Source organism: Thalassococcus sp. S3 (assembly GCF_004216475.1).
Taxonomy (GTDB): domain Bacteria; phylum Pseudomonadota; class Alphaproteobacteria; order Rhodobacterales; family Rhodobacteraceae.
Genome location: NZ_CP022303.1, coordinates 545,427 through 569,536 on the forward strand (window position 1 = coordinate 545,427; position 24,110 = coordinate 569,536).

29 protein-coding genes and 1 tRNA gene are annotated in these 24,110 nt (G+C 58.1%); 13 read left to right on the plus strand and 17 right to left on the minus strand.

All coding sequences use genetic code 11. The features are described 5' to 3' along the window. Positions 1-4: 4 nt before the first annotated feature. Entirely contained in the window at positions 5-976 is a 972-nt protein-coding gene (locus tag CFI11_RS02840) for an alpha/beta hydrolase (protein ID WP_130402866.1), read from the plus strand. Here CFI11_RS02840 and yidD read toward each other — a convergent pair. Genes yidD through rpmH form a run of 3 tightly spaced genes read right to left on the minus strand, consistent with a single transcriptional unit; the run spans position 973 to position 1,766 of the window. Then, the gene (gene yidD / locus CFI11_RS02845) at positions 973-1,206 is read right to left on the minus strand and encodes a membrane protein insertion efficiency factor YidD (RefSeq protein WP_130402868.1); all 234 of its coding nucleotides are present in this window, start codon (positions 1,204-1,206) and stop codon (positions 973-975) included. The genes CFI11_RS02840 and yidD overlap by 4 nt on opposite strands. Further along, positions 1,203-1,616, minus strand: coding sequence for a ribonuclease P protein component (gene rnpA / locus CFI11_RS02850; protein WP_130402870.1), 414 nt, complete (start codon positions 1,614-1,616; stop codon positions 1,203-1,205). The genes yidD and rnpA overlap by 4 nt, the downstream gene beginning before the upstream one ends. A 15-nt stretch (positions 1,617-1,631) precedes the next feature. Beyond that, on the minus strand, positions 1,632-1,766 hold the full coding sequence (gene rpmH / locus CFI11_RS02855) for a 50S ribosomal protein L34 (RefSeq protein WP_012177012.1): 135 nt from the start codon (positions 1,764-1,766) through the stop codon (positions 1,632-1,634). 298 nt (positions 1,767-2,064) lie between these two features. Between rpmH and CFI11_RS02860 the strand changes: the two genes are divergently transcribed. The 4 genes from CFI11_RS02860 (at position 2,065) to CFI11_RS02875 (ending at position 5,794) form a co-directional block, all read left to right on the plus strand. Further along, on the plus strand, positions 2,065-2,808 hold the full coding sequence (locus CFI11_RS02860) for a TVP38/TMEM64 family protein (protein ID WP_130402872.1): 744 nt from the start codon (positions 2,065-2,067) through the stop codon (positions 2,806-2,808). Between the two features lie 4 nt (positions 2,809-2,812). Further along, on the plus strand, positions 2,813-4,231 hold the full coding sequence (locus tag CFI11_RS02865) for an NAD(P)/FAD-dependent oxidoreductase (protein ID WP_130402874.1): 1,419 nt from the start codon (positions 2,813-2,815) through the stop codon (positions 4,229-4,231). A 15-nt stretch (positions 4,232-4,246) separates the two neighbouring features. Continuing rightward, on the plus strand, positions 4,247-5,635 hold the full coding sequence (locus tag CFI11_RS02870; protein WP_130402876.1) for a sensor histidine kinase: 1,389 nt from the start codon (positions 4,247-4,249) through the stop codon (positions 5,633-5,635). Positions 5,636-5,717: 82 nt separating this feature from the next. Next, positions 5,718-5,794 (plus strand) — tRNA-Arg (locus tag CFI11_RS02875). Positions 5,795-6,195: 401 nt separating this feature from the next. Here CFI11_RS02875 and rraA read toward each other — a convergent pair. The 5 genes from rraA to CFI11_RS02900 form a co-directional block, all read right to left on the minus strand. Continuing rightward, the gene (gene rraA / locus CFI11_RS02880) at positions 6,196-6,669 is read right to left on the minus strand and encodes a ribonuclease E activity regulator RraA (protein ID WP_130402878.1); all 474 of its coding nucleotides are present in this window, start codon (positions 6,667-6,669) and stop codon (positions 6,196-6,198) included. A 6-nt stretch (positions 6,670-6,675) separates the two neighbouring features. Further along, positions 6,676-7,317 (minus strand): 3-oxo-tetronate 4-phosphate decarboxylase, encoded by a 642-nt coding sequence (gene otnC / locus CFI11_RS02885; RefSeq protein ID WP_371687464.1) that lies wholly within the window; start codon positions 7,315-7,317, stop codon positions 6,676-6,678. Beyond that, the gene (gene otnK / locus CFI11_RS02890; protein WP_130402880.1) at positions 7,314-8,600 is read right to left on the minus strand and encodes a 3-oxo-tetronate kinase; all 1,287 of its coding nucleotides are present in this window, start codon (positions 8,598-8,600) and stop codon (positions 7,314-7,316) included. The genes otnC and otnK overlap by 4 nt, the downstream gene beginning before the upstream one ends. Then, positions 8,594-9,181 carry an aspartate/glutamate racemase family protein gene (locus CFI11_RS02895; RefSeq protein ID WP_217358745.1) on the minus strand — a complete coding sequence of 196 codons (588 nt, stop codon included), beginning with the start codon at positions 9,179-9,181 and terminating at the stop codon, positions 8,594-8,596. Before CFI11_RS02895 ends, otnK begins: the two co-directional genes overlap by 7 nt. 179 nt (positions 9,182-9,360) lie before the next feature. Further along, positions 9,361-10,446 carry an isocitrate/isopropylmalate dehydrogenase family protein gene (locus CFI11_RS02900; protein WP_130402884.1) on the minus strand — a complete coding sequence of 362 codons (1,086 nt, stop codon included), beginning with the start codon at positions 10,444-10,446 and terminating at the stop codon, positions 9,361-9,363. A gap of 294 nt (positions 10,447-10,740) precedes the next feature. Here CFI11_RS02900 and CFI11_RS02905 point away from each other — a divergent pair, with 294 nt between their 5' ends. From CFI11_RS02905 to CFI11_RS02925, 5 genes are all read left to right on the plus strand, one after another. Then, positions 10,741-11,706, plus strand: coding sequence for a tripartite tricarboxylate transporter substrate binding protein (locus tag CFI11_RS02905; RefSeq protein ID WP_165390175.1), 966 nt, complete (start codon positions 10,741-10,743; stop codon positions 11,704-11,706). A 94-nt stretch (positions 11,707-11,800) separates the two neighbouring features. Beyond that, entirely contained in the window at positions 11,801-12,328 is a 528-nt protein-coding gene (locus tag CFI11_RS02910) for a tripartite tricarboxylate transporter TctB family protein (RefSeq protein ID WP_130402888.1), read from the plus strand. 23 nt (positions 12,329-12,351) lie between these two features. Continuing rightward, positions 12,352-13,890 (plus strand): tripartite tricarboxylate transporter permease, encoded by a 1,539-nt coding sequence (locus CFI11_RS02915; RefSeq protein ID WP_130402890.1) that lies wholly within the window; start codon positions 12,352-12,354, stop codon positions 13,888-13,890. A gap of 145 nt (positions 13,891-14,035) precedes the next feature. Beyond that, on the plus strand, positions 14,036-14,950 hold the full coding sequence (locus CFI11_RS02920; RefSeq protein ID WP_130402892.1) for a GntR family transcriptional regulator: 915 nt from the start codon (positions 14,036-14,038) through the stop codon (positions 14,948-14,950). A gap of 10 nt (positions 14,951-14,960) precedes the next feature. Next, entirely contained in the window at positions 14,961-15,335 is a 375-nt protein-coding gene (locus CFI11_RS02925; RefSeq protein WP_130402894.1) for a methylglyoxal synthase, read from the plus strand. A 604-nt stretch (positions 15,336-15,939) separates the two neighbouring features. On the opposite strand, the gene CFI11_RS02930 is transcribed toward CFI11_RS02925, so the two are convergent. The 5 genes from CFI11_RS02930 to CFI11_RS02950 form a co-directional block, all read right to left on the minus strand. After that, complete coding sequence (locus tag CFI11_RS02930; protein WP_130402896.1) at positions 15,940-16,320, minus strand: GFA family protein; 381 nt, start codon at positions 16,318-16,320, stop codon at positions 15,940-15,942. Continuing rightward, the gene (locus CFI11_RS02935) at positions 16,313-16,882 is read right to left on the minus strand and encodes a DUF2087 domain-containing protein (RefSeq protein WP_130402898.1); all 570 of its coding nucleotides are present in this window, start codon (positions 16,880-16,882) and stop codon (positions 16,313-16,315) included. The genes CFI11_RS02930 and CFI11_RS02935 overlap by 8 nt, the downstream gene beginning before the upstream one ends. A gap of 228 nt (positions 16,883-17,110) precedes the next feature. Next, a complete protein-coding gene (locus tag CFI11_RS24880; RefSeq protein ID WP_371687465.1) occupies positions 17,111-17,314 on the minus strand; it encodes a hypothetical protein in 204 nt (67 codons plus the stop codon). Between the two features lie 283 nt (positions 17,315-17,597). Then, entirely contained in the window at positions 17,598-18,386 is a 789-nt protein-coding gene (locus CFI11_RS02945; protein ID WP_217358746.1) for an MFS transporter, read from the minus strand. A gap of 206 nt (positions 18,387-18,592) precedes the next feature. Further along, on the minus strand, positions 18,593-18,859 hold the full coding sequence (locus tag CFI11_RS02950) for an MFS transporter (protein WP_130402902.1): 267 nt from the start codon (positions 18,857-18,859) through the stop codon (positions 18,593-18,595). 251 nt (positions 18,860-19,110) lie between these two features. Between CFI11_RS02950 and CFI11_RS02955 the strand changes: the two genes are divergently transcribed. Then, the gene (locus CFI11_RS02955; protein WP_130402904.1) at positions 19,111-19,542 is read left to right on the plus strand and encodes a hypothetical protein; all 432 of its coding nucleotides are present in this window, start codon (positions 19,111-19,113) and stop codon (positions 19,540-19,542) included. A gap of 6 nt (positions 19,543-19,548) precedes the next feature. Further along, positions 19,549-19,731: a helix-turn-helix domain-containing protein gene (locus tag CFI11_RS24885; RefSeq protein WP_371687494.1), complete on the plus strand. Its 183-nt coding sequence runs from the start codon at positions 19,549-19,551 to the stop codon at positions 19,729-19,731. A 263-nt stretch (positions 19,732-19,994) separates the two neighbouring features. Here the strand turns inward: CFI11_RS24885 and CFI11_RS02965 are convergent, their stop codons facing one another. Genes CFI11_RS02965 through CFI11_RS02980 form a run of 4 tightly spaced genes read right to left on the minus strand, consistent with a single transcriptional unit; the run spans position 19,995 to position 23,207 of the window. Continuing rightward, positions 19,995-20,321 (minus strand): hypothetical protein, encoded by a 327-nt coding sequence (locus CFI11_RS02965; RefSeq protein WP_130402908.1) that lies wholly within the window; start codon positions 20,319-20,321, stop codon positions 19,995-19,997. Then, positions 20,318-21,034, minus strand: coding sequence for an ATP-binding cassette domain-containing protein (locus CFI11_RS02970; protein ID WP_130402910.1), 717 nt, complete (start codon positions 21,032-21,034; stop codon positions 20,318-20,320). The genes CFI11_RS02965 and CFI11_RS02970 overlap by 4 nt, the downstream gene beginning before the upstream one ends. Further along, a complete protein-coding gene (locus CFI11_RS02975) occupies positions 21,034-22,212 on the minus strand; it encodes an FtsX-like permease family protein (RefSeq protein ID WP_130402912.1) in 1,179 nt (392 codons plus the stop codon). Before CFI11_RS02975 ends, CFI11_RS02970 begins: the two co-directional genes overlap by 1 nt. Further along, complete coding sequence (locus tag CFI11_RS02980; protein WP_165390177.1) at positions 22,209-23,207, minus strand: HlyD family efflux transporter periplasmic adaptor subunit; 999 nt, start codon at positions 23,205-23,207, stop codon at positions 22,209-22,211. The genes CFI11_RS02975 and CFI11_RS02980 overlap by 4 nt, the downstream gene beginning before the upstream one ends. Here CFI11_RS02980 and CFI11_RS02985 point away from each other — a divergent pair. Further along, entirely contained in the window at positions 23,196-24,032 is an 837-nt protein-coding gene (locus CFI11_RS02985; protein WP_165390178.1) for a TetR/AcrR family transcriptional regulator, read from the plus strand. The two genes, CFI11_RS02980 and CFI11_RS02985, sit on opposite strands and share 12 nt — an antisense overlap. Positions 24,033-24,110: the final 78 nt, after the last annotated feature.

Consider the following 24,110-nt stretch of genomic DNA (forward strand, 5'->3'; position numbering starts at 1 on the left):
TGTCATGGATTATGTTTTTACGGTGCGTCGTGTCAGCAAAGGTGCCTTCAAGGATGAACCGGGCAGCACGTATTTTCTCAAGGTGCCCGAGGATGCCGACGACATCTCTCCGGATCAAAAGGTCGGCGCGGCGGGCGCCGGTATGCCGGACAAATGGGCAAAGGAGGTTCTTGCAGCGGCCCGTTCGGGAGAGAACCCAAGAACGGTACAGCCCAAGGGCGATATTCTGATCTACGTGCACGGCTTCAACACGCCGACGACGACCATGCTGAAACGGCACCGGCTTATTCGTGCGGGGCTGGAGCGGGAAGGCTTCGAAGGGGTGGTCGTGAGCTTTGACTGGCCGTCAGCATCTTCGGCACTGAATTATCTTGAGGACCGCTCGGACGCGAAACAGACGGCGCGCCTGCTGGTGGATGCGGGTATTTCAGCCTTTGCGGCCCGTCAGACCCCTGATTGCGAGATCAACCTGCATATCCTGGCCCATTCGATGGGCGCATACGTGGTGCGCGAGGCGTTCGATGACGCCGATGACCGGCCCGCAGTGGCAAGCACCAGCTGGTCAGTCAGCCAGATCCTGTTCGTGTCGGGCGATGTCTCGGCGTCTTCCATGAGCGACGGAAATCCGAAGTCCAGTTCGCTTTACCGGCATTGCGTGCGGCTGACCAACTATTCCAACCCTTTTGACGCGGCCTTGTCGCTGTCGAATATCAAGCGCGTCGGTGTGTCACCGCGCGTGGGGCGGATCGGCCTACCCGTCAACCGCCCCGACAAGGCGGTCAATGTGGATACCGGCGCTTATTACGAGCGCAACGAAGATCGCTTTCGCGATATCCCCAATGCGAGCCACACCTGGTATTTCTTCGACCAGAACTTCTATACCGACGTCTTTCAGACCCTGCGGGGCGATGTAGACCGCAACCGCATCTCTACGCGGGCGGGCACGCGAAGTGAGCTGGAACTGCACGTCGCTTAACGATCCTCGCGCTCGGGCACCGGATCGTAGCCGGACCCGCCCCATGGATGACAGCGTGCGATCCGGCGCAGCGTGAGCCATCCGCCGCGGAGACCGCCATGCTTTTGCAGGGCGTCCAGCGCGTAGGCGCTGCAGGTGGGCTGATACCGGCAGTTGAAGCCCACCCACGGGCTAAAGATCAACTGGTAGCCTCGGACAGGCAGTGACAGAAGAAAGGCCAGAGGCGTCATGCCTGTGTCCCGTGCAGCTTGCGCAGCGCCTGAAGAAGATCGTTCCGCAGATCAGCGAAGTCACGCGTAGCTGTGACGTCCGCCCGCCCGATCAAGACATAGTCGCGACCGGGATGACCGTGTTTGGGCAGCACAAGCCTGGCGATTTCCCTAAGCCTGCGTTTGGCGCGATTGCGGGCCACAGCGTTGCCCACCTTCTTGGAACAGGTAAAGCCCACGCGGATCGCATCGCCATCTGACCGCTGTCGCATCTGCAGGATAAAGCCCGGCATGGCCACCCGGCGTGCGCGGGAGGCTTTGATGAAGTCCGCGCGTTTGCGCAGAACCTCCAAACGCACAGGCACCGCCGGGGGCGTGTCCTCACCAACCTTGCGGTTCGTGTGGGCGGCCTCCGGCGGTGCCTGTTGCATCGCTTTGGCTGTCGCTTACGCGCTCAGCGACTTGCGGCCACGGGCGCGGCGGGCATTCAGGATCTTGCGGCCGGCCTTGGTGGCCATACGCGCGCGAAAACCATGGCGCCGCTTGCGCACGAGGTTCGAGGGTTGAAAGGTGCGTTTCATCGCTCCGTCTCCACATCTGGGCCGGGCCGGCGCGGATTCGCCCCCGGTTTGCAATCTGAAGCCCGTCCTTTAGAGGCCCGATTTACCTAAGTCAAACGCTTGGCGACAGTTTTGGGCGCCTTTTGCAACAAATCCGCCCCTGTGGCGCCCGCAAATGTTTCATTTTCGTCTTCAGGGAACAAAAACCTCACGTAAGGCGTCACCCCCTATCAACGGGCTGTGAACGCCCTACCGTCTATGCTGCCCGGCGCGCATGTTATGGCCAACACCGGAACGCATTCACCACGGGACAGCACAAATGGCACATCAAACCGACACCGCCGAGACACCGCCGAAACGCGGCTGGACCCGACATATTCCGCTGGCCGTGATCGTCTCCGTGGCAGCGGTGGGGGCGTTCACGCTGCGCGACTACCTCAGCTTCGATACGCTTCGGGACAACCGCGAGGCGTTGCTGGCCTTTCGCGATGCCAACTACCTGGGCCTCGCCGCGATCTTCATCGGCATATATGTCGCCATCGTGGCCTTTTCTCTTCCCGGCGCGGCCGTGGCCTCGGTGACCGGCGGCTTCCTTTTTGGCCTTGCTGCGGGAACTGCATTCAATGTCACCGCCGCAACCATCGGTGCATCGGCCATCTTCCTCGCCGCGCGCTGGGGGCTGGGGGCCACTCTGACAGCCAAGCTCGAAGCCTCCGAGGGGACGATCAAGAAACTCAAGGACGGCCTGCGGGAGAATGAGATCAGCGTGCTCTTCCTGCTGCGCCTCGTGCCCGCCGTGCCCTTCTTCGTGGCCAACCTGCTGCCCGCACTGGTTGGGGTGAAGTTCGTCAACTTCCTCTGGACTACCGCCTTTGGCATCGTGCCCGGTGCCATCGTCTTCACCTGGATTGGCGTGGGCCTCGGCGAGGTCTTCGACCGGGGCGAAAGCCCGGACCTGTCCCTTCTGTGGGAACCGCAGGTCATTGGCCCCATCCTCGGCCTCTGCGTCCTCGCTGCCCTTCCCATCGTGATCAAAGCCATCCGCGGCAAGAAAGAGATCTGATCCCATGAACCGTATCAAGACTGACATCCTGGTCATCGGCGCCGGGTCTGGCGGGCTGTCCGTCGCCGCCGGAGCTTCTCAAATGGGCGCGGACGTCGTGCTCCTTGAAGGCCACAAGATGGGCGGTGACTGCCTGAATTACGGCTGTGTGCCTTCCAAGGCGCTAATCGCCAGCGGCAAGGCCGCCTATGGACAGGCCCATTCCAATCAGTACGGGGTCGCCGACACCAGCCCCCAGATCGACTATGCCGCCGCCAAGGGCCATGTGGCCGACGTCATTGCGCAGATCGCGCCGGTCGACAGTCAGGAACGCTTCGAAGGCTTTGGCGTGAACGTGATCCGGGAATTCGGCCATTTCATCTCGCCGACCGAAGTGCAGGCAGGCGATACCGTGATCACCGCACGCCGGATCGTGATCGCCACCGGTTCTTCCCCGCTGGTTCCGCCGATCCCTGGGCTGGACACCGTGCCTTACGAGACGAACGAGACGCTGTTCGAGTTGCGCGAGAAGCCCGAACACCTGCTGATCATCGGCGGTGGACCCATCGGGATGGAGATGGCGCAGGCCCATATCCGTCTGGGATCAAAAGTCACAGTTATCGAAGGCGACAAGGCGCTGGGCAAGGATGATCCGGAGCTGGCGGATATCGTGCTGGAAAACCTCAAGGCCGAAGGGGTCGAGATCGCCGAGGATGCGCTCGCCGCCGAGATCCGCGGGCAGGCGGGGGCCATTGAGGTGGAAACCAAGGATGGCCGCATCTTCAAGGGCTCTCACTTGCTGATGGCGGTGGGGCGTAAGTCGAACACCGACAAGTTGAACCTCGAAGCGGCCGGCATCAAGACGAAGCGCACAGGGATCAAGGTCGATGACAGCCTGCGCACCACCAACAAGAAGGTCTACGCTATCGGCGATGTTGCCGGTGGTCTGCAATTCACCCATGTTGCGGGATATCATGCGGGGGTAATCATCCGCTCGATGCTTTTCGGGTTACCCTCGAAAGCCAAGACCAGCCATATCCCCTGGGCCACCTACACCGATCCGGAACTGGCCCAGGTCGGCCTGACCGAGGCTCAGGCCAAGAAAGCACATGGCACCAACCTTGAGGTCGTTCGGTTTCACTACAACCATAACGACCGTGCGATTGCCGAACGCAAGACCAAGGGATTTATCAAGGTGATGGTTGTCAAGGGCCGTCCGGTCGGCGCCTCAATTGTCGGATATCAAGCCGGAGAGTTGATCAACCTCTGGGCGCTCGCCTTGGCCAACAAGATGAAGATGAGCCAGATCGCCGCCATGGTTGCGCCCTATCCCACGATCGGGGAAATCAACAAACGTGCCGCCGGGGCCTATTTCAGCCCGCGTTTGTTTGATAATCCCACCGTCAAACGTGTGGTTGGGCTCGTCCAGAAATGGCTTCCCTGACCGGGAAGGGGCGACATGCTGAACTCACTTTCAGGCCGGTTTCTCATCCTGACCACGGTCTTTGTGATGTTGGCCGAGGTGCTGATCTTCGTTCCCTCCATTGCGCGTTTTCGCGAGGATTACCTGCTCGACCGCCTGGAACGCGCCCAGATCGCGTCGCTCGCCCTTTTGGCGGACGACATGCTCACCTCCGACCTCGAAGCCGAGCTTCTGGAGAATGCCGAGGTTTTCAACGTCGTCCTGCGCAGGGACGAGGTGCGCCAGCTCGTTCTGTCTTCTCCCATGCCGCAACCCATCCAGGCCACGTTCGATCTGCGTGATCCGGGCGCTTTGGTGCTGATCCGCGATGCGCTGAATCGGCTTGCCCGACCCGAAAGCGAAGTGATCCGCGTGATCGGTTCGCCGGTGCGAGAGGCGGGTTTGCTGATCGAGGTCACGATGGACACGGCCGAGATGCGCCAGGCCATGATCGACTTCGGCATTCGCATCCTGATCCTGTCGGCGGTGATCTCGATCTTCACGGCCGTGCTGCTCTTTCTCGCCGTGCGCGCGTTTCTTGTCAGGCCGATCAAAGGTGTTGTGGGCTATATGCAGCGCTACGCCGCCGCGCCCGAGGATGCCCGGCGTATCATCCAGCCACGGGCCGGGGTGAAGGAATTGCGCGAGGCCGAAGAGGCACTTCAGCAATTGCAGACCGAACTGACCCAGGCCCTGCGCCAGAAGGAACGGCTGGCCCAATTGGGCGGGGCCGTGGCCAAGGTCAGCCATGATTTGCGCAACATCCTGACCTCCGCTCAGCTTTTTACCGACCGGATCGAGACGAGCGAGGACCCCCTCGTACGCCGTCTGGCGCCGAAACTGGTGAACTCGATCACGCGCGCCGTGTCGCTTTGCGAAAGCACGCTTGCGTTTGGCCGGGCGGAGGAGCCCGCCCCGACCCTTGCGCGGTTCCAGCTGATTGACGTCGTCTCCGACGTGATCGATAGCGAACGTCTTGCCGTTGATGCACACGATATCAGTTTTTCCGAAGACATCCCAGCCATGTTGACCCTGCGGGCTGATCCGGAACAGCTCTTCCGCGTCGTTTCCAACCTGGTGCGCAACGCGCGCCAGGCCATTGTCGCCGCCGGCAAGCCAGGAGAGATCAACGTCAGCGCGCGGGAGGGGGATGAGGCTTGGACGATCGAGATCTCCGACACGGGCCCCGGACTTCCACCCAAGGCACAGGAACACCTTTTCACACCGTTTCAGGGCGGTGCGCGCAAAGGCGGTTCCGGGCTCGGTCTGGCCATCGCGGCGGAGTTGATCCGCGGCCACGGCGGGACGCTCGCGCTGTCCTACACCGGACCGGAGGGAACGTCTTTCGCCATCACCCTGCCCAAAGGCGACGGCGCAGCGCTGTGATAATGACGCAGACCCGGGATTTGCGTTTTGCTGCGAAATCCGCTTGCATTACCTGCGCCCCAAGTCTAAGTGAGGCCCTCGTGGACCGATAGCTCAGCTGGATAGAGTACTTGACTACGAATCAAGGGGTCGGGGGTTCGAATCCTCCTCGGTCCGCCACGCATTCTTGTTGAACGTCAGATGAAATTGGCTTTTACGTCAAGAACTGACACAATCACCGCGCACCGGATGCCTGTGGCGCGGTCGCAGACGTCCGGTTCGCACCTCGCGCATCTAGTGGTTCATACAACTGAGATATGTCGCGCTGCTAGGGTCTTCTGGCGCTTAAGGGGCGGTCTGTCGGCGTAAACGGCCGTTAGCTGCCATTGAACATGCAAGTCCAATGCTGCGGCCGCAGCCCGCATTCTGGACATTCGCTGCGACCGCGAAATCCGGCCAGTAACCAAGGATCAATTCGCGGACTTTTTGCTGCCGTTCGGTTTTTGTCGTTGAACGCTCGCTTTGCACGCTTCACGACTGGAGCGCGACGTGCCAATGGCCTATTATCGCCATGGAGATTCTCATGTCAGCTTAACTTTGCTGTGCAGCACACCATCAGCATCGCCGTAGAGCCAGTCGCCGGGTATTATCTCGACACCGCCGATATGGATTGGACATTCAGTTTTTCCCCAACCTTCTTTTGCACTTTTGACGGGGCTGGTGGCCAACGCGAACACAAGCGTGTCCATGTCTGCAATCTCCACACTATCGCGGATCGCAGCATTGAGTACGATCCCGGCCCAACCATTGTCGATGGCGAGTTGCGCGAGCATGTCGCCCAATAGCGCGATCCGAGTGGAGCCGCCGCCATCAACGACTAGAATGCGGCCTTCCCCGGGTGTCTCCAGCTGAGCTCGGACGATCGTGTTGTCTTCAAAGCACTTCACGGTTTGAACCGGTCCGGCAAAATGGGTTTTCGTTCCGAACTGACGAAGAGGTAGGTGGATCAGTGAGAGCTTTTCAGCGTGATTATCAATCAAGTCAGCGGTTTTCATGGGTCCTCACATCTTGGCAAAGCTGCGTTGCAGGTCGGCGACGGCTTCATCACTCAGCAATCGGGCTCTCATGCCTTGCGTGATCATCAGCAATTTCGCAGTTTCTTCCAGCTCCTCAGCGGCGCAGACCGCCGAGAACAAGTCCTTGCCACTGACGACCGGCCCGTGATTGGCGAGCAGCACGGCGGTATAGTCGCCATTCAGTTCAGCAATCATCTCACCCGCCCTCGGATCGCCAGGCTTGACATAAGGCACAAGTTTCACGGTGCCCACGCGCATGACGACATAGGGCGTCAAAGGTGGAATGCAGTTGTCGGGATCAGTGTCCTCGAGACAAGACAATGCTGTGGCCCATGTGGAATGGAGATGCACCACTGCGCCACAGTGTGGCCGGGATTCATAGAACGCACGATGCAGAAAGGACTCCTTGGTCGGCTTGTCGCCGCCAATGTGATTTCCCTGAGCATCCAGCTTGGAAATTCTTTCAGGGTCGATCGACCCAAGCGTTGAATTCGTCGGCGTCATCAGGATGTCATCACCAACCTTTGCCGAGACATTGCCCGCGGTACCAACGCTTAAGCCGCGCCGAAACAGCGAAGCACAGAGTTCCGCCATTTGTAGGCGCAATTCTCGTTCATTCAAAGTCACGACGAACCCTCCATAATTTGGAGTGCCTTAGCGAAGAAATCTTCGGCTCCAAAGTTGCCTGATTTCAACGCAAGTGCGACCGGCTCATCGGTGCCGATAGTGAGCATGGGAACACCGGGATCAATTTCAGGTCCAAGTGTCATGGCAGACACGTCGAGCTGGTCCGTAATTGCCTTCGCAACGGCCCCTGACGTCTCGCCGCCAGCGACAACAATCCTGCGAAATCCATTCTCTACCAGCTGCTGCGCAGTTGTCGCGAAAAGCGCATCCAGCTTCGCTGATACCGCCTCACGGCCGTATTTTGATTGAAGGTCTTTCACTTCCTCCGGCGTACCGGATGAATAGACAAGAGGGGCCAGTCCTCTTTTGGCTTTGATAAACGCCAGCAGATTCGCGGCCGTCACCGTGTCGGACATGACGCCGGGTACATCGATCGCGAGGGTCGGATGCTTCTTGGCGTGTAGAGCGACTTGCCCCAGGGTCGCACCGGAGCATGACCCAGCGAGTATCGCTTCCGGTCCTGAACAAGCTGCAAATTGGACCCCGTCGCCTTCGGCCTTCCCAGCCCGAATGAAGTTGCGCGGCAAACCCAAGGCAATACCAGAACCTCCCGTGATAAACGGCTGGTCGGCCACTGTCTCCCCCAGAACGAGCAGATCGTCATCCGTGACCGCATCCGCCACAATGAACCGATTTCCATTCATCATCTCAGCAGACAGGATGTTCTTTGTCTCGTGTACGCCAGCAAGGACCGATTTCAATGCAAGATGCCCGACTCTGCTCGTCGTTTGATGACCCAACCAGCGGCGCAGATCTGGGTCGGTCATCGGCGTGAGAGGATGATGCTGCATCCCAGATTCACTCAGCAGTTTGTCGAAAACGAACAAATGTCCTTGGTAGACGGTGCGGCCGGTGGTCGGGAAGGCGGGGCACACCAGGACGCCATTCGCATTGAGGGCGTCTGCCAATGCGTCTGCGACCGGACCGATGTTGCCTTCCGGCGTCGAGTCAAAGGTTGAGCAGTATTTAAAGATGATCTGCTCGCAGCCTTGTTGTCGCAACCAAGCGAGCGCCTGCAAGCTTTCTTTGATTGCATCCTGCACTGCGGCCGAGCGGCTCTTGAGGGAGATCACTCCGGCCTCTAATGTCGGGTCCGCTGGGACGTTGGGGATTCCGGCAAACTGCGCTGTCCGCAGGCCGCCCTCTGGGGGAACACCTTTTGCAAGGGTGTTGGCGATGTCACTGGCGCCCGTGAAGTCATCCGCAATAACACCGATCAGCATGATACAGGACCTTTCGCATTCTTCTCTATCCGCCGACGCATTTCGTGAATGGCAGCCTCGGGACTGGTGAGGATTGGAATTCTTGTCGCAGTCCGCACCTGGTCCGCCGCCCCCGCCATTGAGAACTGTCCAAGCATGATCACATCGGCATCCGTGACTTGGGACGCGCATTTTGCGATGAGTTGATCGTGCTTCAAATCATCTCCGTCACGTTTGGCGTCAAGCGCACCTTCGCAGAAATGGGATGTGATCTGTGCCTTGCTGCCGCGTGCTGCCGCTGACGCACGAAACTCATCCTCCATTCCGGCTGCTGCGGGTCCGAACGTCGTGATCATTGCAACGCGGTCTCCATGTGCGAAGGCAGCGTCGAACATGGCCTCATTGGGTTTCATGACAGGAATCGGGCTGCCATCTGCGGCGTCTTCAATGGCTTCGCCAAAGGCGGAGCAGGTGAAGAGCACGCCCTGCGATCCGGCGCACTCTGCGTATTTCGCCAGACCTACTATACGGTCCCAGAGTGCAAGCGTGAGGTCATCCGACTTCTGCCGATCAATTGATAGACCTTCTTCAAGGATCGTCATGGTCTCAGCCTCGGGCCAGAGTCGCGCGGCTGCAGTTTCGATGGGATCAACGGCGACACGCGTTGCATGTATGAGGGCGATGCGAGGACGCTCAATCATGTGCCAACCTCTGAAAGAAAGAAGGTGACACCGACCGGAGACGGCGTCACCGAAAGCGCGGAGGGAGGGTCCGCGGGAAATCAGGCCGCTATTGCTTCACGGGCAACAGCATCTGCCACAAAGCGCCCAAAAGCGTCTGTATTAATCGTGCCGCCAAGATCTCTTGTGCGCTTCGCCGGATCGTCAATGACAGCATCAACAGCAGCCGCGATCGCATTGCCTGCATCCATCAACTTTTGAACACCACGCTGCTCTCCGAGCCACGTCAGCATCATCGCAGCAGAGAGAATGAGCGACGTGGGGTTGGCCACGTTTTTGCCCGCGATGTCGGGGGCGGAACCGTGTTGCGCTTGAGCACAGCACAGACCGGTTTCGGCATTGGCATTGATCGAGCCAGCAAGCCCAAGCGACCCTGAAAGTTCGGATGCGAGATCGGAGAGGATATCACCATAGAAATTGGTTGCGACCACAACGTCGTACTTTTCCGGCTGACGCACAAGCAGCGCCGCGAATGCGTCGACGATGAGTTCTTCCGTCTCGACCTCCGGAAAATCCTTCGCCACCTTGCGGAAGCACTCGAGGAACAGCCCATCGGTCATCAGAAACGAGTTGGCCTTGTGGATCGCCGCGACCTTTCGGTCGCGCTGCATGGCCAGCTTGAACGCCTCGCGGCAGATACGCATCGAGCCGTGCCGCGTAATTTTGCGCACTGATAGTGCCATGTCCGGATCAGGCATCATCTCACCGACCCCTTTGTGCATGTTGCGATCCGGGTAAAAGCCCTCTGTCGCTTCGCGCATGATGACGAGATCCATGCCCGCCGCCTTGTTGGGTAAAAAGTCACGCGAACGGGCAGGACGGACATTTGCGTAAAGATCGAGCCCTATCCGGAAACCTGCCGAGACGTTACGACCGCCTTCTGCGACAGAGGGGTAGTCCATATGCGATTGGGTGCCCAGGATAACGCCATCGAACTCAGCCCGCGCCCGATCCAGAACCTCTTCACGCAAGGTGATGCCGTGCCTTTTAAGGCTGTCGAAGCCGGATTCTTCCTCGTGAAACGTCAGCCCTAGATCAAATCGATCGTTGGTCGCCTGCATAACTTGCAGTGTTGCGGCCATGATCTCCGGACCAATCCCATCGCAGGGCAGCGTCATGATTTTCATTTTTTGTACTCCTCCCGACCTGCTGGTCGCCTAGCTAACGCGTTTAGATTGGTCTTTTAAATATCAATATGCAATTTGCAATCCGAAAAAGCAATCACGCTCTACGCCTGATGAATGAGCGTTTGGCTCTGAATGGCCTGAATTGCGTATATATTCGAGTTCCTTTTTGCCTGTACAGGTTGTCGGTCAGGAAGTGGGGTACCCTTAGTCTGCATTTTTAGTTGACAAGATGCAATTCTTGTTCGTATTGCACTGAAAGTGATAAAAATGCAAAATGATCCAAGGGAGGAAACCATGATCATGCGTCGAACCTTTACTCTGCTCGCAGCGGCGACTGTCGCTGCCGCACTGGCTGTGCCAGCAGCTGCCGAGGATTATCCATCCGAGCGATTGACCTACACGATTGCTTTCGGTCCGGGCGGTGGTAATGACCGCATGTCGCGCACGGTCGTGGATGTGCTGCGGCAGTATGATCTTTACGGAAACGACATCGTGGTCGAGAACCGCGAAGGCGGCAGTGGCGCGGTTGGTTTCAGCTATGTCAGCCGGAAAGCGGGCGACCCGTATCGCCTGACCTCAACCAGCGGTAACTTCATCGGCACCCCACTCGTTGCCGACACGGATTGGACCTATGCTGACTTTACACCCATTGGATTGTTGGCAAGCGACGCCATGCTGCTTGTCGTGCGCTCGGATTCGGATTTTAGCGATGTTGATACCTTTGTGGACGCCGCCAATGCGGGCCGCGTGACAATTGCAGGCAGCGGGTCCGCTGGCCCCGAGCGCGTCACTGCAGCGCTCTTCGCGAAAGCAGCCGGGATCGAATTCGAGTATGTTCCAATCGGCTCGGGCGGTGAACTTGTGACCGCACTGACCTCTGGCAGTGTCGATGCGGTTGTTGCCAACCCGTCTGAAGTGGCCGGTCAGTTGGAAGCAGGCACACTGACGGCGTTGGCCTTCTCCGATTCCGCACGCAGCACGAACAATCCCGACGTGCCGACCTTCAAAGAGCTCGGCTACGACTTCAGCTTCTCCTTGCCGCGCGGCGTCGTGATGCCCAATGATCTCGACCCAGCCGTTCAGGAGTGGTGGATCGCAACCCTGAAGAAGGTCGTCGAAACCTCGGAATGGCAGGAGTATCTGGTTAAGAACGGCATGTCCGGCAACCCGATCTGGGGTGACGAGTTCGCAAGCTATCTCGAAGAGACCAGCGAACAGTACCGGGCCACGCTCGTTGAGATCGGCGCGATAACAGACTAGCCGCAACGCGTTTCAGTGGGTGCAGGGAGACTGCGCCCACTGACAACCGAGAATTCAAATCTGCCTGAAACGATAAATCGGAAAGGGAGGTCCGATGAAACAGTGGTTTGCAGCTGGTCTGCTTGTTTTGGCCGTTGGATACACGGCCTATGGTCTTAGCACACTGACATTACTGACATCCTCCGGGCGTCCGGCTGCCGGGTTCTTCCCGCTCGTTATCGGCGTGCTCTTGATCCTATCCTGCGCGGTCAACCTCTGGGGGGATCTGCGTGAATGGATAGAAGCAAAACAAACCGGCATCGTTGCAGTCCACCAAGCCGATCCAGAGGCGGAAGCCAAAGCCGATGCGCTCGGCGTGGACGCTCACGCGATCGATGGCGGCCCAGAATTCGGTCGGGATGTCCTGATCGCGTTTCTCTACATCTGTGGCTTCGTCGGGCTTCTGAACCTGTTGGGAGCGTTGCTCGCAATGATGGTCTTCATGTTTATCTTCCTGTTCACGTTCAATCGCCCGCACGTTGTCAGCAACCTGATCTACAGCGTCGCCTTGCCCGGCTTCCTTTACGGTCTCTTCAAAATCCTTCTGAACGCCTCGCTGCCTGTCGGCCCGCTCGGCTTTTAATCGTCCCCGAAAGGAAACGTCGGATGCTCGCCGATATCGCTTCAAATCTTGCCCTTGGCCTCAGCGTTGCTGCGTCGCCCGAAGGGTTTCTGTTTCTTGTCATTGGCGCGTTCCTTGGCATGATCGTCGGCCTGTTCCCAGGGTTTGGCCCGGCTGCCGGGATCGCTGTCCTGATCCCGATGACCTTTGGCCTCCAACCCACCATCGCGATCATCATGCTCGCCGGCATCTACTACGGCTCGATGTATGGTGGGACGATCACGTCCATCCTGATCAACACGCCCGGCGAGTCTGCAACAGTCGCTTCGACAATCGATGGCTATCCCTTGGCCCAAAAGGGCAGAGCCGGTCCCGCACTTGTGATGCAGGCCATCTCATCGTTTTTTGGCGGCACCATCGGTGTGATCCTGATCACCGCACTTGCACCCTCACTCGCAAACTTCGCGGCGTCCTTCGGACCTTCCGAATACTTCCTGATCATCGCTGTGGGTCTGCTAATGCTCACCACGATGATGGGGAACAACAAATTTAAGGGGTTCATCTCTGCGCTGATTGGGTTTGCCATCGGAACAGTGGGGGTAGATGTTATGAGTGGCCAACAGCGCTACACGTTCGGCTCGCCTGAATTGATCGGCGGGGTCTACTTTGTTGCGGTTGCCATCGGTCTCTTTGGCATCGGTGAGTTGCTGCACTGCATCTTCAACGGCCAGCATCGCCAGCCCGCCAAACGTTTGCGGATCAGCTTCCGTGACAAGGAGTTCTGGCCCTCGCGCAAGGACTATCATGAGTCCCGCTGGACCTTCTGGCGCGGCTCCGCCATTGGCTTCATCGCCGGTGTCCTACCCGGCTCGGGAGCGACTCTCGGCTCGATCATTGGCTATTCCGTCGAGAAGAAAGTTGCGAATGATCCGGAGAAGTTCGGCAAAGGCGAGATGCGGGGTCTCGTGGCTCCTGAGGCTGCAAATAATGCCGCCTCCGCCGGTGCAATGGTTCCGCTTCTCTCCCTTGGAATCCCCGGATCGGGTGCAACCGCCGTCCTTTTGGGTGCGTTCCTCATGTGGGGTCTGCAGCCAGGCCCGCTGCTGATCGTCAACGACCCCGAATTCGTCTGGGGCCTCATCGCCAGCATGTATCTTGGCAATATGATCCTGATCGCGATGAGCATCTTTGCCATCCCGCTTTTCGTGAAGTTTCTCGACATCCAATATGTGAATGTGGTGCCCGTGATCGTGCTCCTCTGTGTCATTGGTGCGTTCGCCATCAATGCCAGTATCTTTGAGACTTGGATCCTCGTCCTCAGCGGATTGGTCGGCTTTGCCATGAAGTCCTACGGCTATTCCCCGGCCGCAACCGTGCTGGCGCTTGTCCTGGGCTCGATGGCGGAAGAAACCTTCCTGCAGACCTACATTATCTCGCAAGGTACCATGAACCTCTTCTGGGAGCGTCCGGTCTCTCTCGGGCTGTCGATCATCCTTTTGACGATCATCGTGGTGCCAATCCTGTTGTCCCTGCGCAGCCGAACAAAAGGTCGCCAAATAGACGCAAACGGAGAGGCGTCTTAGGTCAGAACAGACGCAATTTTGCACCTTAATGGCTGAAAAAGCCGATTATTGCTTATGCTTTTGGTCTAAAAGTGCAATCTGGGTGAGGTGAAAAACCAGCAGCACAGCCCGGGTACCATGGAACTCTGAAGGACAAACCTCACGCATGCGGACTAGCGACCTTCCCCAACGCATATCGCGGCGCCTCCTGCAAGATATCGCGGCAGGTAGCATCGAAGCCGGTCAGCACCTTGGCGCACAACAGCTGGCAGATCAATACGGTGTCTCCCGGACCCCTATTCGCGAAGCCATGAATATCCTTGAGGCCAAAGGCTTTCTCGTTCGACAGGAGAACCGGGGCTACTTCGTCGCCGACACTGATCCGGAAACCTTGACCGAAGTTCTGGACCAGCAGCCGGAGTCGCTCAACGATGCGTACCACCGGCTTGCAGAAGACTGGCTGACCGGACGCTTGCCAGAGGAAGTGACTGAGCAGTTTCTGCGTCAGCACTATAGTTGGTCAAAGGCCTGGACTAACGACATTCTGGTGCGCGCCGCCCGGGAAGGATGGATCGAGCGCAAAGAGGGTTATGGATGGCGCTTTTTGCCCGTCGCTAATACACCGGAAGCCTTCGATGAGATTTACCGGTTTCGCATGGCCATTGAACCCGCTGCGATGCTGGAGCCATCCTTTGAGTTGGATCGGAAGATCCTCACTGAACAGCGCCGTATCCAGGAAGGCATGTTGGAAATGGATTTTAGCGCGGTTCCTGCGGAGTCCCTTTTGGAGAATGGCGCGCTGTTCCATGAAGAGCTGATCAAGCTCTCAGGTAACCCCTACTTCCTCATGGCCCTCCAAAGGGTCAATCGTATGCGGCGTCTGATGGAATACCGCGCCGAGGTGAACCACGAGCGTTTGGTCGAGCAATGCACCGAGCATCTCGAAATCCTCGAACTTCTGGAAGCGGGCAATACGGTCGATGCGTCTTATCGCATGCGTCAACATCTCAGCGGAGCTTTGAAACGCAAATCACCCATTGCCTGGAACTGGGCGGCTGACAAAGACGCCCACAGCCCCTGAAAGTTGCGAAATGAAGAACGTCGCACTCGTTGCCCATGACAAAAAGAAAGATCAGATGATCGCATGGGTGAGGAAGCACGAAGCAGAGCTGTCTCTGCTTACTCTTTTTGGGACAGGGACGACGGGTGCTCGGATCGCCGAAGAGACTGGTTTGAAGATCACGCCGCTGAAAAGCGGGCCGCTAGGAGGCGATGCGCAGATCGGGGCCATGATCGCCGAAGGGCGTCTCGACACCCTGATCTTTTTCATCGACCCGCTTTCAGCGCTTCCGCACGATGTGGACGTGAAATCGCTCCTTCGCCTTGCTATTCTGTACGACACGACGCTGGCTGTTAATGAGGCGACAGCATCTCAACTGTTGGTTCCCCAAAATGCAAAGATCTAAGTTGGCTGACGATCAAGATTTGTACTCAGAAGACGGAATTTGGGCTAAAGGCGATAACAACCCTCGCGGTTATCACAACCTAAAACCAATGGAAGCCAGCGAAAGGCGATGTAAGCTCACGTTTGAAAATCTGGATGCAACATTGCCATAAATTTGGACAGCAGCTCTCAACCACTCTGTGACCTCGGAAAGCCAGCTTTTGATACTTAGCGTTATATTCCGCCTGGTGCAGCATTTAGGAGGTATGAGCTCTTCTCGGCCATTGGAGCCAAGGCGGCATCTTATTTTTTGGGGACCATTGGCGCCACCGTGGTCGGCCCATAGCAGTCGTTAATCAGCACGCCGAGTTGCTGCGGTGGCTGCCCGCTTTCCGGACATTCGCTGCCCGCGCGAGATAGGTAGGAGACATTATCTACAGTTACCGGCCAGGCGGACCAGTATTTCAAATTGTCCTGCACTTCGTCAGAGGCACTTCAAATCATTTTTGTACCGATAGCTATCGTAGCTCTCATTTCGCACAGCCAGTGTGTCCAGAGCGCGCGCGCAATACACTGATCCACCTCAGGATCGTGGCCTATTTTCAGCACAGCTAATTCCAGTGAGACTACGTTTCGTTTTGAGGGAGGCCGTCTGCCATCTCGTAGTAGTCCCCCTTCTCGGACACAAAGATATGCATTGCGAGAGATGTATTCGTTGGACCATCGAACATGCCCATGGCCACGGCCGTCCAGTCATGGTGGATCGGATCCCAGAACAGTGTCGATCCACAGGTGCCGCAGAAGCCCCGTCGCACCTTTTCAGACGACTGGTACCAGCGCACTGCATCCTCTCCTTCGACCCGAAGTGCCGTACGCGGAATGTCTATGGAGGCCTCAAAGTGACCAGAGTGCTTGCGACACTGCTGACAGTGGCATGCGGTCGGACGTGGCAGATCGCCTTCCACGAAAATCCTTACGGCGCCGCAAAGGCAAGACCCTCTATACATGACCCAATTCCTCTGCCTTTGGCACACGGTTCCGGCGCCGCACATTCCGTGCTTGAATGAGAGCTTTCGCTTCGACTGGCGGCTCCTGCTTGACGCGTCGGTAGTCGGTACAGTCGTTGCGCCGCGAAAGAAGACCACAGGAGACCATTGTGCGCCGCAGGGTTGCTGAATCTTCGAACATGTGTTCGACGTTAAGATGCTCGTTGAGTTCTTTCTCCGACATTGACCTTGCCGGCGGCAGTCTTGCCCAGACCGCCCAAAGAGCAAGCGTTTGTGCGTTGCGTTTGGACGGCCAGCGAAGGAGGCACCCACTGGCATCGAATTGATGCAAGGCGCGCCCTACGGCCCGCGAGTCAACCGAAGGCGCGTCAGCTACGCGGGCAAGCCTTTGGCCAGCAGCGTGGAGCGAGCGCATGTGTTGAACGTTTTGAAAACCTGCGGCACGCGCGGCCATATTCATAAGCACGAGGTGCGATGGACTTGCGTCACCGAGTTGCTTGGCGAGGGATCGCGCAAACACGGTCAAATCGTCCGCGTGTAACGGCAGAGGGGTTTTAGGCATGGGATTTCCACATCAAGCGCCGATGCTGGATCGTCGGTCGCTGGCTTAACGAAGCGGCGCTCTCAACTGTGTGAGTGAATGCTTTGCCGTTCGATCTGTTTGGCAGGTTTAGCTCTCCCAGAGGAGCAGCGACGCCTCGGTGGCTGCCGACCGTGCGAAAGAGATAACAAACGAAGCCATCAATACCAAGCCCATCGTTGTGTTGCCTGCCCAACGAGACAATTTCCGTCATCCGTCTCTTCCTGGTTCGCTCTGATCGCTGGAGAATACTGCGATCTTGTTGCCTTGCGGATCGCGCAGGTAGGCGACAAAAAAGTTCGGACAGTAGGCCTTTATAAAGCCCGGTGCGCCATCGTCTCTTCCACCCGTCTCAAGTGCAGCGGCATGAAGATCACAGACCTGTTTTTGATTGCGCGCCTCGAACGCGACCATCGTGCCATTTCCTGCTGATGCGGGCTGCCCGTCAAAAGGAGATTTGACATAGAACTCCGGCGGGTTGGGTGCCTGTCCCGGCTTTGTTGGAAGCGCATAGCTCAGGTCAACGTCATAGCGTTACAGCTGATATCCGAGATCCAGCAGAAACGCGGAGTAGAAGTGTTCCGCGCCTCACGTCATCAGCACCGACCGTGATGTATGCAATCATTGTGAAGTATCCTTGTGATTTGTTTCTGTCCGTCGCTCGGTGCATTGAGTTTCTGTGGTCCTACGCATTTGTTTAAAGGAACCAGTATTGCCGCGCATGTTCGGCTTTGGCCTTTTCGATCGTCATGCTTTCTCCATCAATCAGAGCAACTGACTTAGGACTTTTGGGTCTAGCTGAATCGCGCAGATTGCTGATGGCAAGAACGGCCGCGCCGCCAGTAAGAGCTGAAGCGAGGCAAAACATGGCACCCCAGGATATGCCAGCGGCAATCCCGGCCAGAACCGCGCCAAACGCACCTACCCCATCCAGCAAGGTGAATGCGAAACCCAAGGTAGTGCTTTCATTGCGACCCGCGTGATCGACCGTGGCTGCCAGCATTGCCGCTCGAACGGAGTCCAGCGAAGCGACCCCAAAGGCCAACATCGCGATCATGACCCAGAACGTAGGGTCAAACGCCAGTCCCCTAACAGCCAGCGCAGCAAGCCCGTTTCCAGCTGCGAGGACCGCAAAGCGGCCGAGCTTGTCGGAAATTGATCCGACCCAAGGCTGAGCCGGTGCCCGTCCAATAAGAATGGCGGCGAAGATGATCCCGATTTTCCCTGGGGACAGGGTATGAACCTTCGTCAGATAGAGAGGGATCATGCTCAGCAGAGCGATCAGTGCCATGTTGTAGAGTGAGACCACGGCAACGAGGCGGACGCCCTTTCGACTGCGCCAAGCCTTCAGAAGCAGTACGAGATCCTTACGCTCGATACGCGGAGTTTCGGATAGAGGAACCGCCCGCACGACCCATAGGAAGCATACGCCAGCCAGGAGGGTTGGAAGCACCGAAAGGGCCAAGGCGCCGCGCCAATCGGCCACTGACAGAAGCAACCCGATCGACAACGGGCGACGACGTCCGCAAAGGACCCTCCAATCGCATGTAGCCCTAACGCGCGGGCGCGCATCGCTTCATTGGCGCTCGTCAGTATTCCCGTTGCAATCGGGTGCCAGGCCGCGTTTCCCGTCCCCGCGAACGCCAGAAGAATTGCGAGGCTCCAGAATCCCGGTGCCAGCGCTGCAAGCGCCTAGCCGACGACGACCCAGAAAAAGGTGCTGACAAGAAGGCGACCGCGGTTCGAAAACCGGTCGGCGACAAAGCCTGCTGGCACATAGGCCAAAGCGCCGCCAGCGCTAAACAGCGTGAATAGCAGACCAATTTCAGCGGGGGAAAGGTCCATGGCCAAGCCAGTATCCGGTACGATCAACCATAACGCCGCAATTGGCCAATCAATGGCGAAGTGTCCTACGGCGTGTCCTACGGCGAACCAGGTGATCAGGGATCGTTCTGTCATGGTGGCCAGACCGTTCAATGCGAAACATCGGGCACGGTGCCCGACCGATTGGCAATTGATAGCCACGGTTAATATGTCTGTCTGTCGACAGGGAGACGACTGTTATCGAGCATTCGTCATTGCAGAGCAGCGAGCCAATAATATCTGATCGATCTGGCTATCTCGGGGAAACGATTGAGCCAGCGTCAGGCGAAAGCTACGACTGCCATTGCCACGATTTTGGTCAACTCATCTCCGCTGCCTCGGGGTCGATGTATGTCGGAACCCCGGACCGGGTCCTGCTGCTCAGTCCGGCCATTGCGATCTGGATTCTCCTGGACGCAGAACACTGGATGCGCTTCGGGGCGAACAACGTCATGCACTTTGTGGATGTCAATCGCGATGAGGCAGAGTGGCTTGGACCAGACTGCCGGGTCGTGGCCATGACACCGCTTCTGGATGCATTGTTTGTTGCGGCGATGCCAGAAGCTACGAGCACGCAAACAGTCAATCACAACACCGCGCTTCATACCTTGCTTCGACAAGAGCTAAGCGCCGCGAAGGACGTACCGCTCGCTCTGGTTTTGCCGAAAGATGCACGGCTTCTCGGAGTCGCGCGTGGTGCCCTCGACGACCCAGGCAGCGTTCGCTCGGTCGAAGCCTGGTCGTCAGATGTCCCTGCGAGCCGAAAGACGATCGAGTGACTGTTCATCGCAGAAACAGGCATGCCACCGTCGAAATGGTTGCGCCACGCACGGGTCTTGCGTGCCATGTCGCCGCAGAGCGTAACCTCGGTTGCCTTCGACATGGCATACGAAGCTACAAGCGCGTTCAGCTACATGTTCCGACAAACCCTGGGCGTCAGTCCGAGAGAGGTTTTGAGGAACCGGTAGGTTGTACCAAAACGCTCAGATGTTTGCTGCGGCCCAAAAGAGACATTCAAGCCCTTCAGTCGATGCTGCGGTGCGGCTCGTTAAAGCGGACATTCGGGTGGCACGCGGCAGACGGCGGCAATGCGCCCATACCTCCAACCTTGCTGCGTGATTTTGGACGGCGGCGATACAGAAGCATCGGATTTGAGCGGTCCTTGTACGCGCGCTCGCTCCAACCGACCTCGTGCACCCCACACGAAGCGAGCTCCAATAAACTGTTCCTGTCAGTGCCTAAAAATGAACGTCCCACCATCCTGTGCCGTGCCGACGATGCCACCATCCATCTGTCGTAGTTCAAGGCATGTTTCTCCCAAAGGGCGGATGGTCAGGCACATTCCATCCTTTGTTGTTTCCCAAGTGGTGTCTGCGCGGCCGAAGCCAAGCCGAACACGCCCCGTGCCGTCAGGATTGAGTGTGAGTTCTGCCGACCGCCCTGACGGATCGGTCAGTTCCCACGGCTGACCATCGGCCATGGTTTGCGCGATTTGGGCAAGCGCTTCGGATGTCGATAGGGCCAAAGCGAGGGTGAGGACGAGACTTGATTTCTTCATTGTGCTAACTCCTTTTGGGCGTCTTTTTCCACTTTTTCGTCTGCAACCAGGCGACCTTGATCCATCGTCAGAACCCGCGATGCCATGCGAATGACCCGTTCATCGTGGGTGACAATCAAAGAGGTGGTGCCACGCGTTTCGGCGAGGTCTTTCAACATCTCGATCACGATCCGCCCGCTCTCCGCATCGAGCGCGGCGGTCGGTTCATCCGCAAAGACGATGTCGGGATTGGCGATAAGTGCCCGGGCGACGGCCACGCGCTGCTTTTGTCCGCCTGACAAATTGCGCGGTTTGTAATGGACACGGTCGGCAAGGCCCAAAAGACCCAAGAGGTGCTTGCCTGCCTCGCGCCATTGCCCTTTGGCTTTGCCGCCATGCAACTCCAGCCCCATGCGCACGTTTTGAAGGGCTGTCAGGGCGTCATGCAGGTTGTGCGCCTGAAAGATGAAGCCAAGGCGCCTGCGAATATGGACCTGCAGGCTTGCAGACGCTCCGACAAGGTCTTCGCCGAGGACCATTGCGTCTCCGTCCTGCATGTCGCGCAGACAAGCGAGGATCGTGAGCAAGGTGGTCTTGCCTGAGCCTGACGCCCCTTTGAGCACGATGACTTCGCCGCGATCAATTGTTAGGTCGACGTCAAACAAAACCTGCGTGCGGGCCTGACCTTTGCCAAAAGCATAGCACAGCCCCCGTGTCTCAATCGCACGTTCCATCAATAAAGCTCCGCCGGTTCCGCTGACCGAAGCCTGCGGGCTGCAAGGAGGCCTGACAGAGCGCAAGCAACAAGGGTGCCGATAAGGACATTCGTCAGCCGGGCTCGCTCCATAACCATGGGCAATCCCGTCGCACCGGAGATCAGTCCGTAGAGGAACGTGGCCAGCAATGCGCCCGGTACGAAGCCGCATAGGCCAAGGATCGCGGCCTGCTCCAAAACAATGCCTGAAAAGAAGCGGTTCCTATATCCGATGGCCTTGAGTGTCGCATATTCGCGGATGTGGTCGGACACTTCGGTCGAAAGGACCTGATAGACGATGACCAGCCCGACAAAGACGCCCATGACAGCCCCAAAGCCGAAGATAATGCCCACAGGGGCCTCAACGGTTTGAACCATCACCTCATCGGCCAGCGCCTCTTCGAGGCTGCGGGTCAGGGTCTCAGTCGGGTCATATTGTGCCTCAAGCCTTTCGCGGACGCGGAGGAGATTTGCGCCCAATTCCGCTTTTACAAAGACATGTGCTGGTGCGCCGGGGTCTTGCTCCGGGAAAATCTGAAAGAAGGTGCGGGTCGACACGAAGATGTAGCCGTCACTGTCAAAGCCAGGCCCAATCTCGAACGTGCCAACCAGCCCGACTGGAATGCCGTTCAGGTTAAGTGGCTGCGGCGCACCTGTCCCGACACCGCTAAGCAACTCCGTCGGTACGCCGCGTGTGAGCCCGTCGATGGTTGCGGTCCGCACCACTTCTAGGATGGGCGCGAATTGCGCAATATCTTCCCGCCAGAATGTTGCCAGGGTTTCTGGCTCCACCCCGAAGACGCGAAAGGACGCATCGCGCCCGTTGGGGATCTTGTAGATCGCTGTACCAATATAGAAGGGTGAGGCGCTGTCGATGCCATCCACAGACAGCGCCTCATAGACCCGTTGGCGCGGGGTGGCAGTGCCGTCCGTGAGTGTGCGCGCGTCGGGGCCAGACAGGATAAAATCGGCACGCATCGCTTGGTAGGGCAACTGGACAGACCCCGAAAGCGCACCGATAAATCCCAACTGAAAAAGGACCAGCGTGACCGCAAAGCCGACGCCGAGGACAGCGGAAAAGAACCGTCCCTTGCGGTTGATGAGTTGGAGCCAGCCAAGGGGCAGGCGGCCCAGCAGCCGCTCAAGTATCCAGGTCATTCGGCAATCTCGATTGTTGCGATCACCTGAAGATTGATCAGATTCGCGGCGACTTGGGCGGACGGCGCATCAAGCGTCGCTTCGACTTCAAAGACCCGCGCATTGTTGGTGACAACGGGGTCGGTTCCGATCAATCCCTGGTCGAGCACTTCGAGCCCGATGAACGTCACGACGCCGGATAGTGGCTCTGTGAGGGCCTCTCCTAATACGATGACCGGCGCTCCCGTCGTCACGTGGTGTATACGGTTCTGGTGAACCTCCATCCGAACCACCATTGTTGAGGTGTCGGCGATCCGCACGATGCCACCGGAACCGGGGCGTTCCCCGGCGCGGCTTTGGATTTCAAGGACCACCCCGCTAATAGGGGCGATCAGTCGGGTCTGATCCACTTCAACCTGCGCAATTGCGACATCCGCTGCCGCGCGTGCCACTGCCAGGCGCGCCGCCTCAATGTCGGGATGCTGCTCTACATCGCCCGCAACCTCATTCAATCGGGCTTCCGCTTGATCCAATTGCGCCTGCTGGATGTCTCTCTGGGTCCGCGCGGTATCAAGCGACGCTTGGCTCGCGGTCGCGCTGGTGCTGAGTTGCTCTTGCCGTTGTAAAACGCGTTCAGCGTCAGCAAGCTCCGTCTGGGCAATGCGCAAGGCCGCCTCAGCGTTCAGTTTCTCCAATCGCAAGGCGTTGCGGACACGCTCAAGCTCTACTTCGTGAACCTGCAACTCCGCGTGTGCGCGACGCAGGTGTGCCTCAAGCCGGGGGGCGTTTGCGAAAGTCGCCAAGAGGTCATTGGCCGCGACGGCATCACCGACGGCAACATGAAGCTCCGAGAGCGGTGCGTCAGATGCGGCAGGCGGAGCTGCCACGGCGATGACCTTGCCCGTGGGCTCAAGCCGCCCTAACGCAGCAACCTGCCGGGTCGGATTGGGGTGTGTTTCCATCGGCGAAGAATTGCTCTGTCCTGTCTGGTCTTCCGCGCGTGTGTGCAGTGGCATTCTGGGTGCTGGCAAATCCACACCGGCGATCAAGAACGTTCCGATCCCGGCTATGGCAAGCCCGCCAACGATCCAGGGCCACCGCGCCCGCCGGCCACGCCGGGGCGCTTTGCGATCGACATGAACATCCTTGGGCAGGACCCTTTTGGTGGTATCAGTGTTGGACATTCTGGATCGTTCGACCTTATTGAAAGTTCTCTCAATAAGGTCTTTGTTGAGAGTGTTGTCAATAGGGGTGCCATGAAAGCTGACAAACCAAAATTTCGCCGCCGCAAAGAAACGCGGCCCGATGAACTTGTGGACGCGGCCATCGCCGAGTTTTCAGAGCATGGGTATGGCGATGCACGGCTCGCGCGGGTTGCTGAACGGGCCAAGGTCGCGAACGGGACGATCTACCATTACTTCTCTGACAAGGCTGAACTCTTCGCCGCCGTGGTCGACAAAGCTTTTCTGTCGCCCTTGGAGCCGAAAGCCGATATGGACCCGCGTGCGATTGACGATCCAATAGGCGCAGCGATCGAACAAATGCTCACCGATGAAATGATTTCGATCATTGCGATCTTACTGTTCGAAGCATCGCGGTATCCCGATCCGGTAGGCCGGATCGCCGAAGCCTTTCTCGCTGACATCGAAGCGCGGCTCGCGGGCGTGATGTCTGGACAACAACCGGACCAAGCCGAGAAGGCGACCTACCCGCTCAGCATTGTTGTCTTTCCGATTTCCGTGGCACTGGTCGAACGGGCGCGGGGTGATGTGAACTGGGCCAATAAAGCGCGGAGGGTCGCGCTCGAGTACATTGCGCTCCTAAGAAACAAAAGGATGTGATCTGAGACGAAAGGATTGGAGTACTAGAGTCGGGCTTGGCTGTTGGTCTCGCTAAATCACTGAAACCCTGCAACGCAG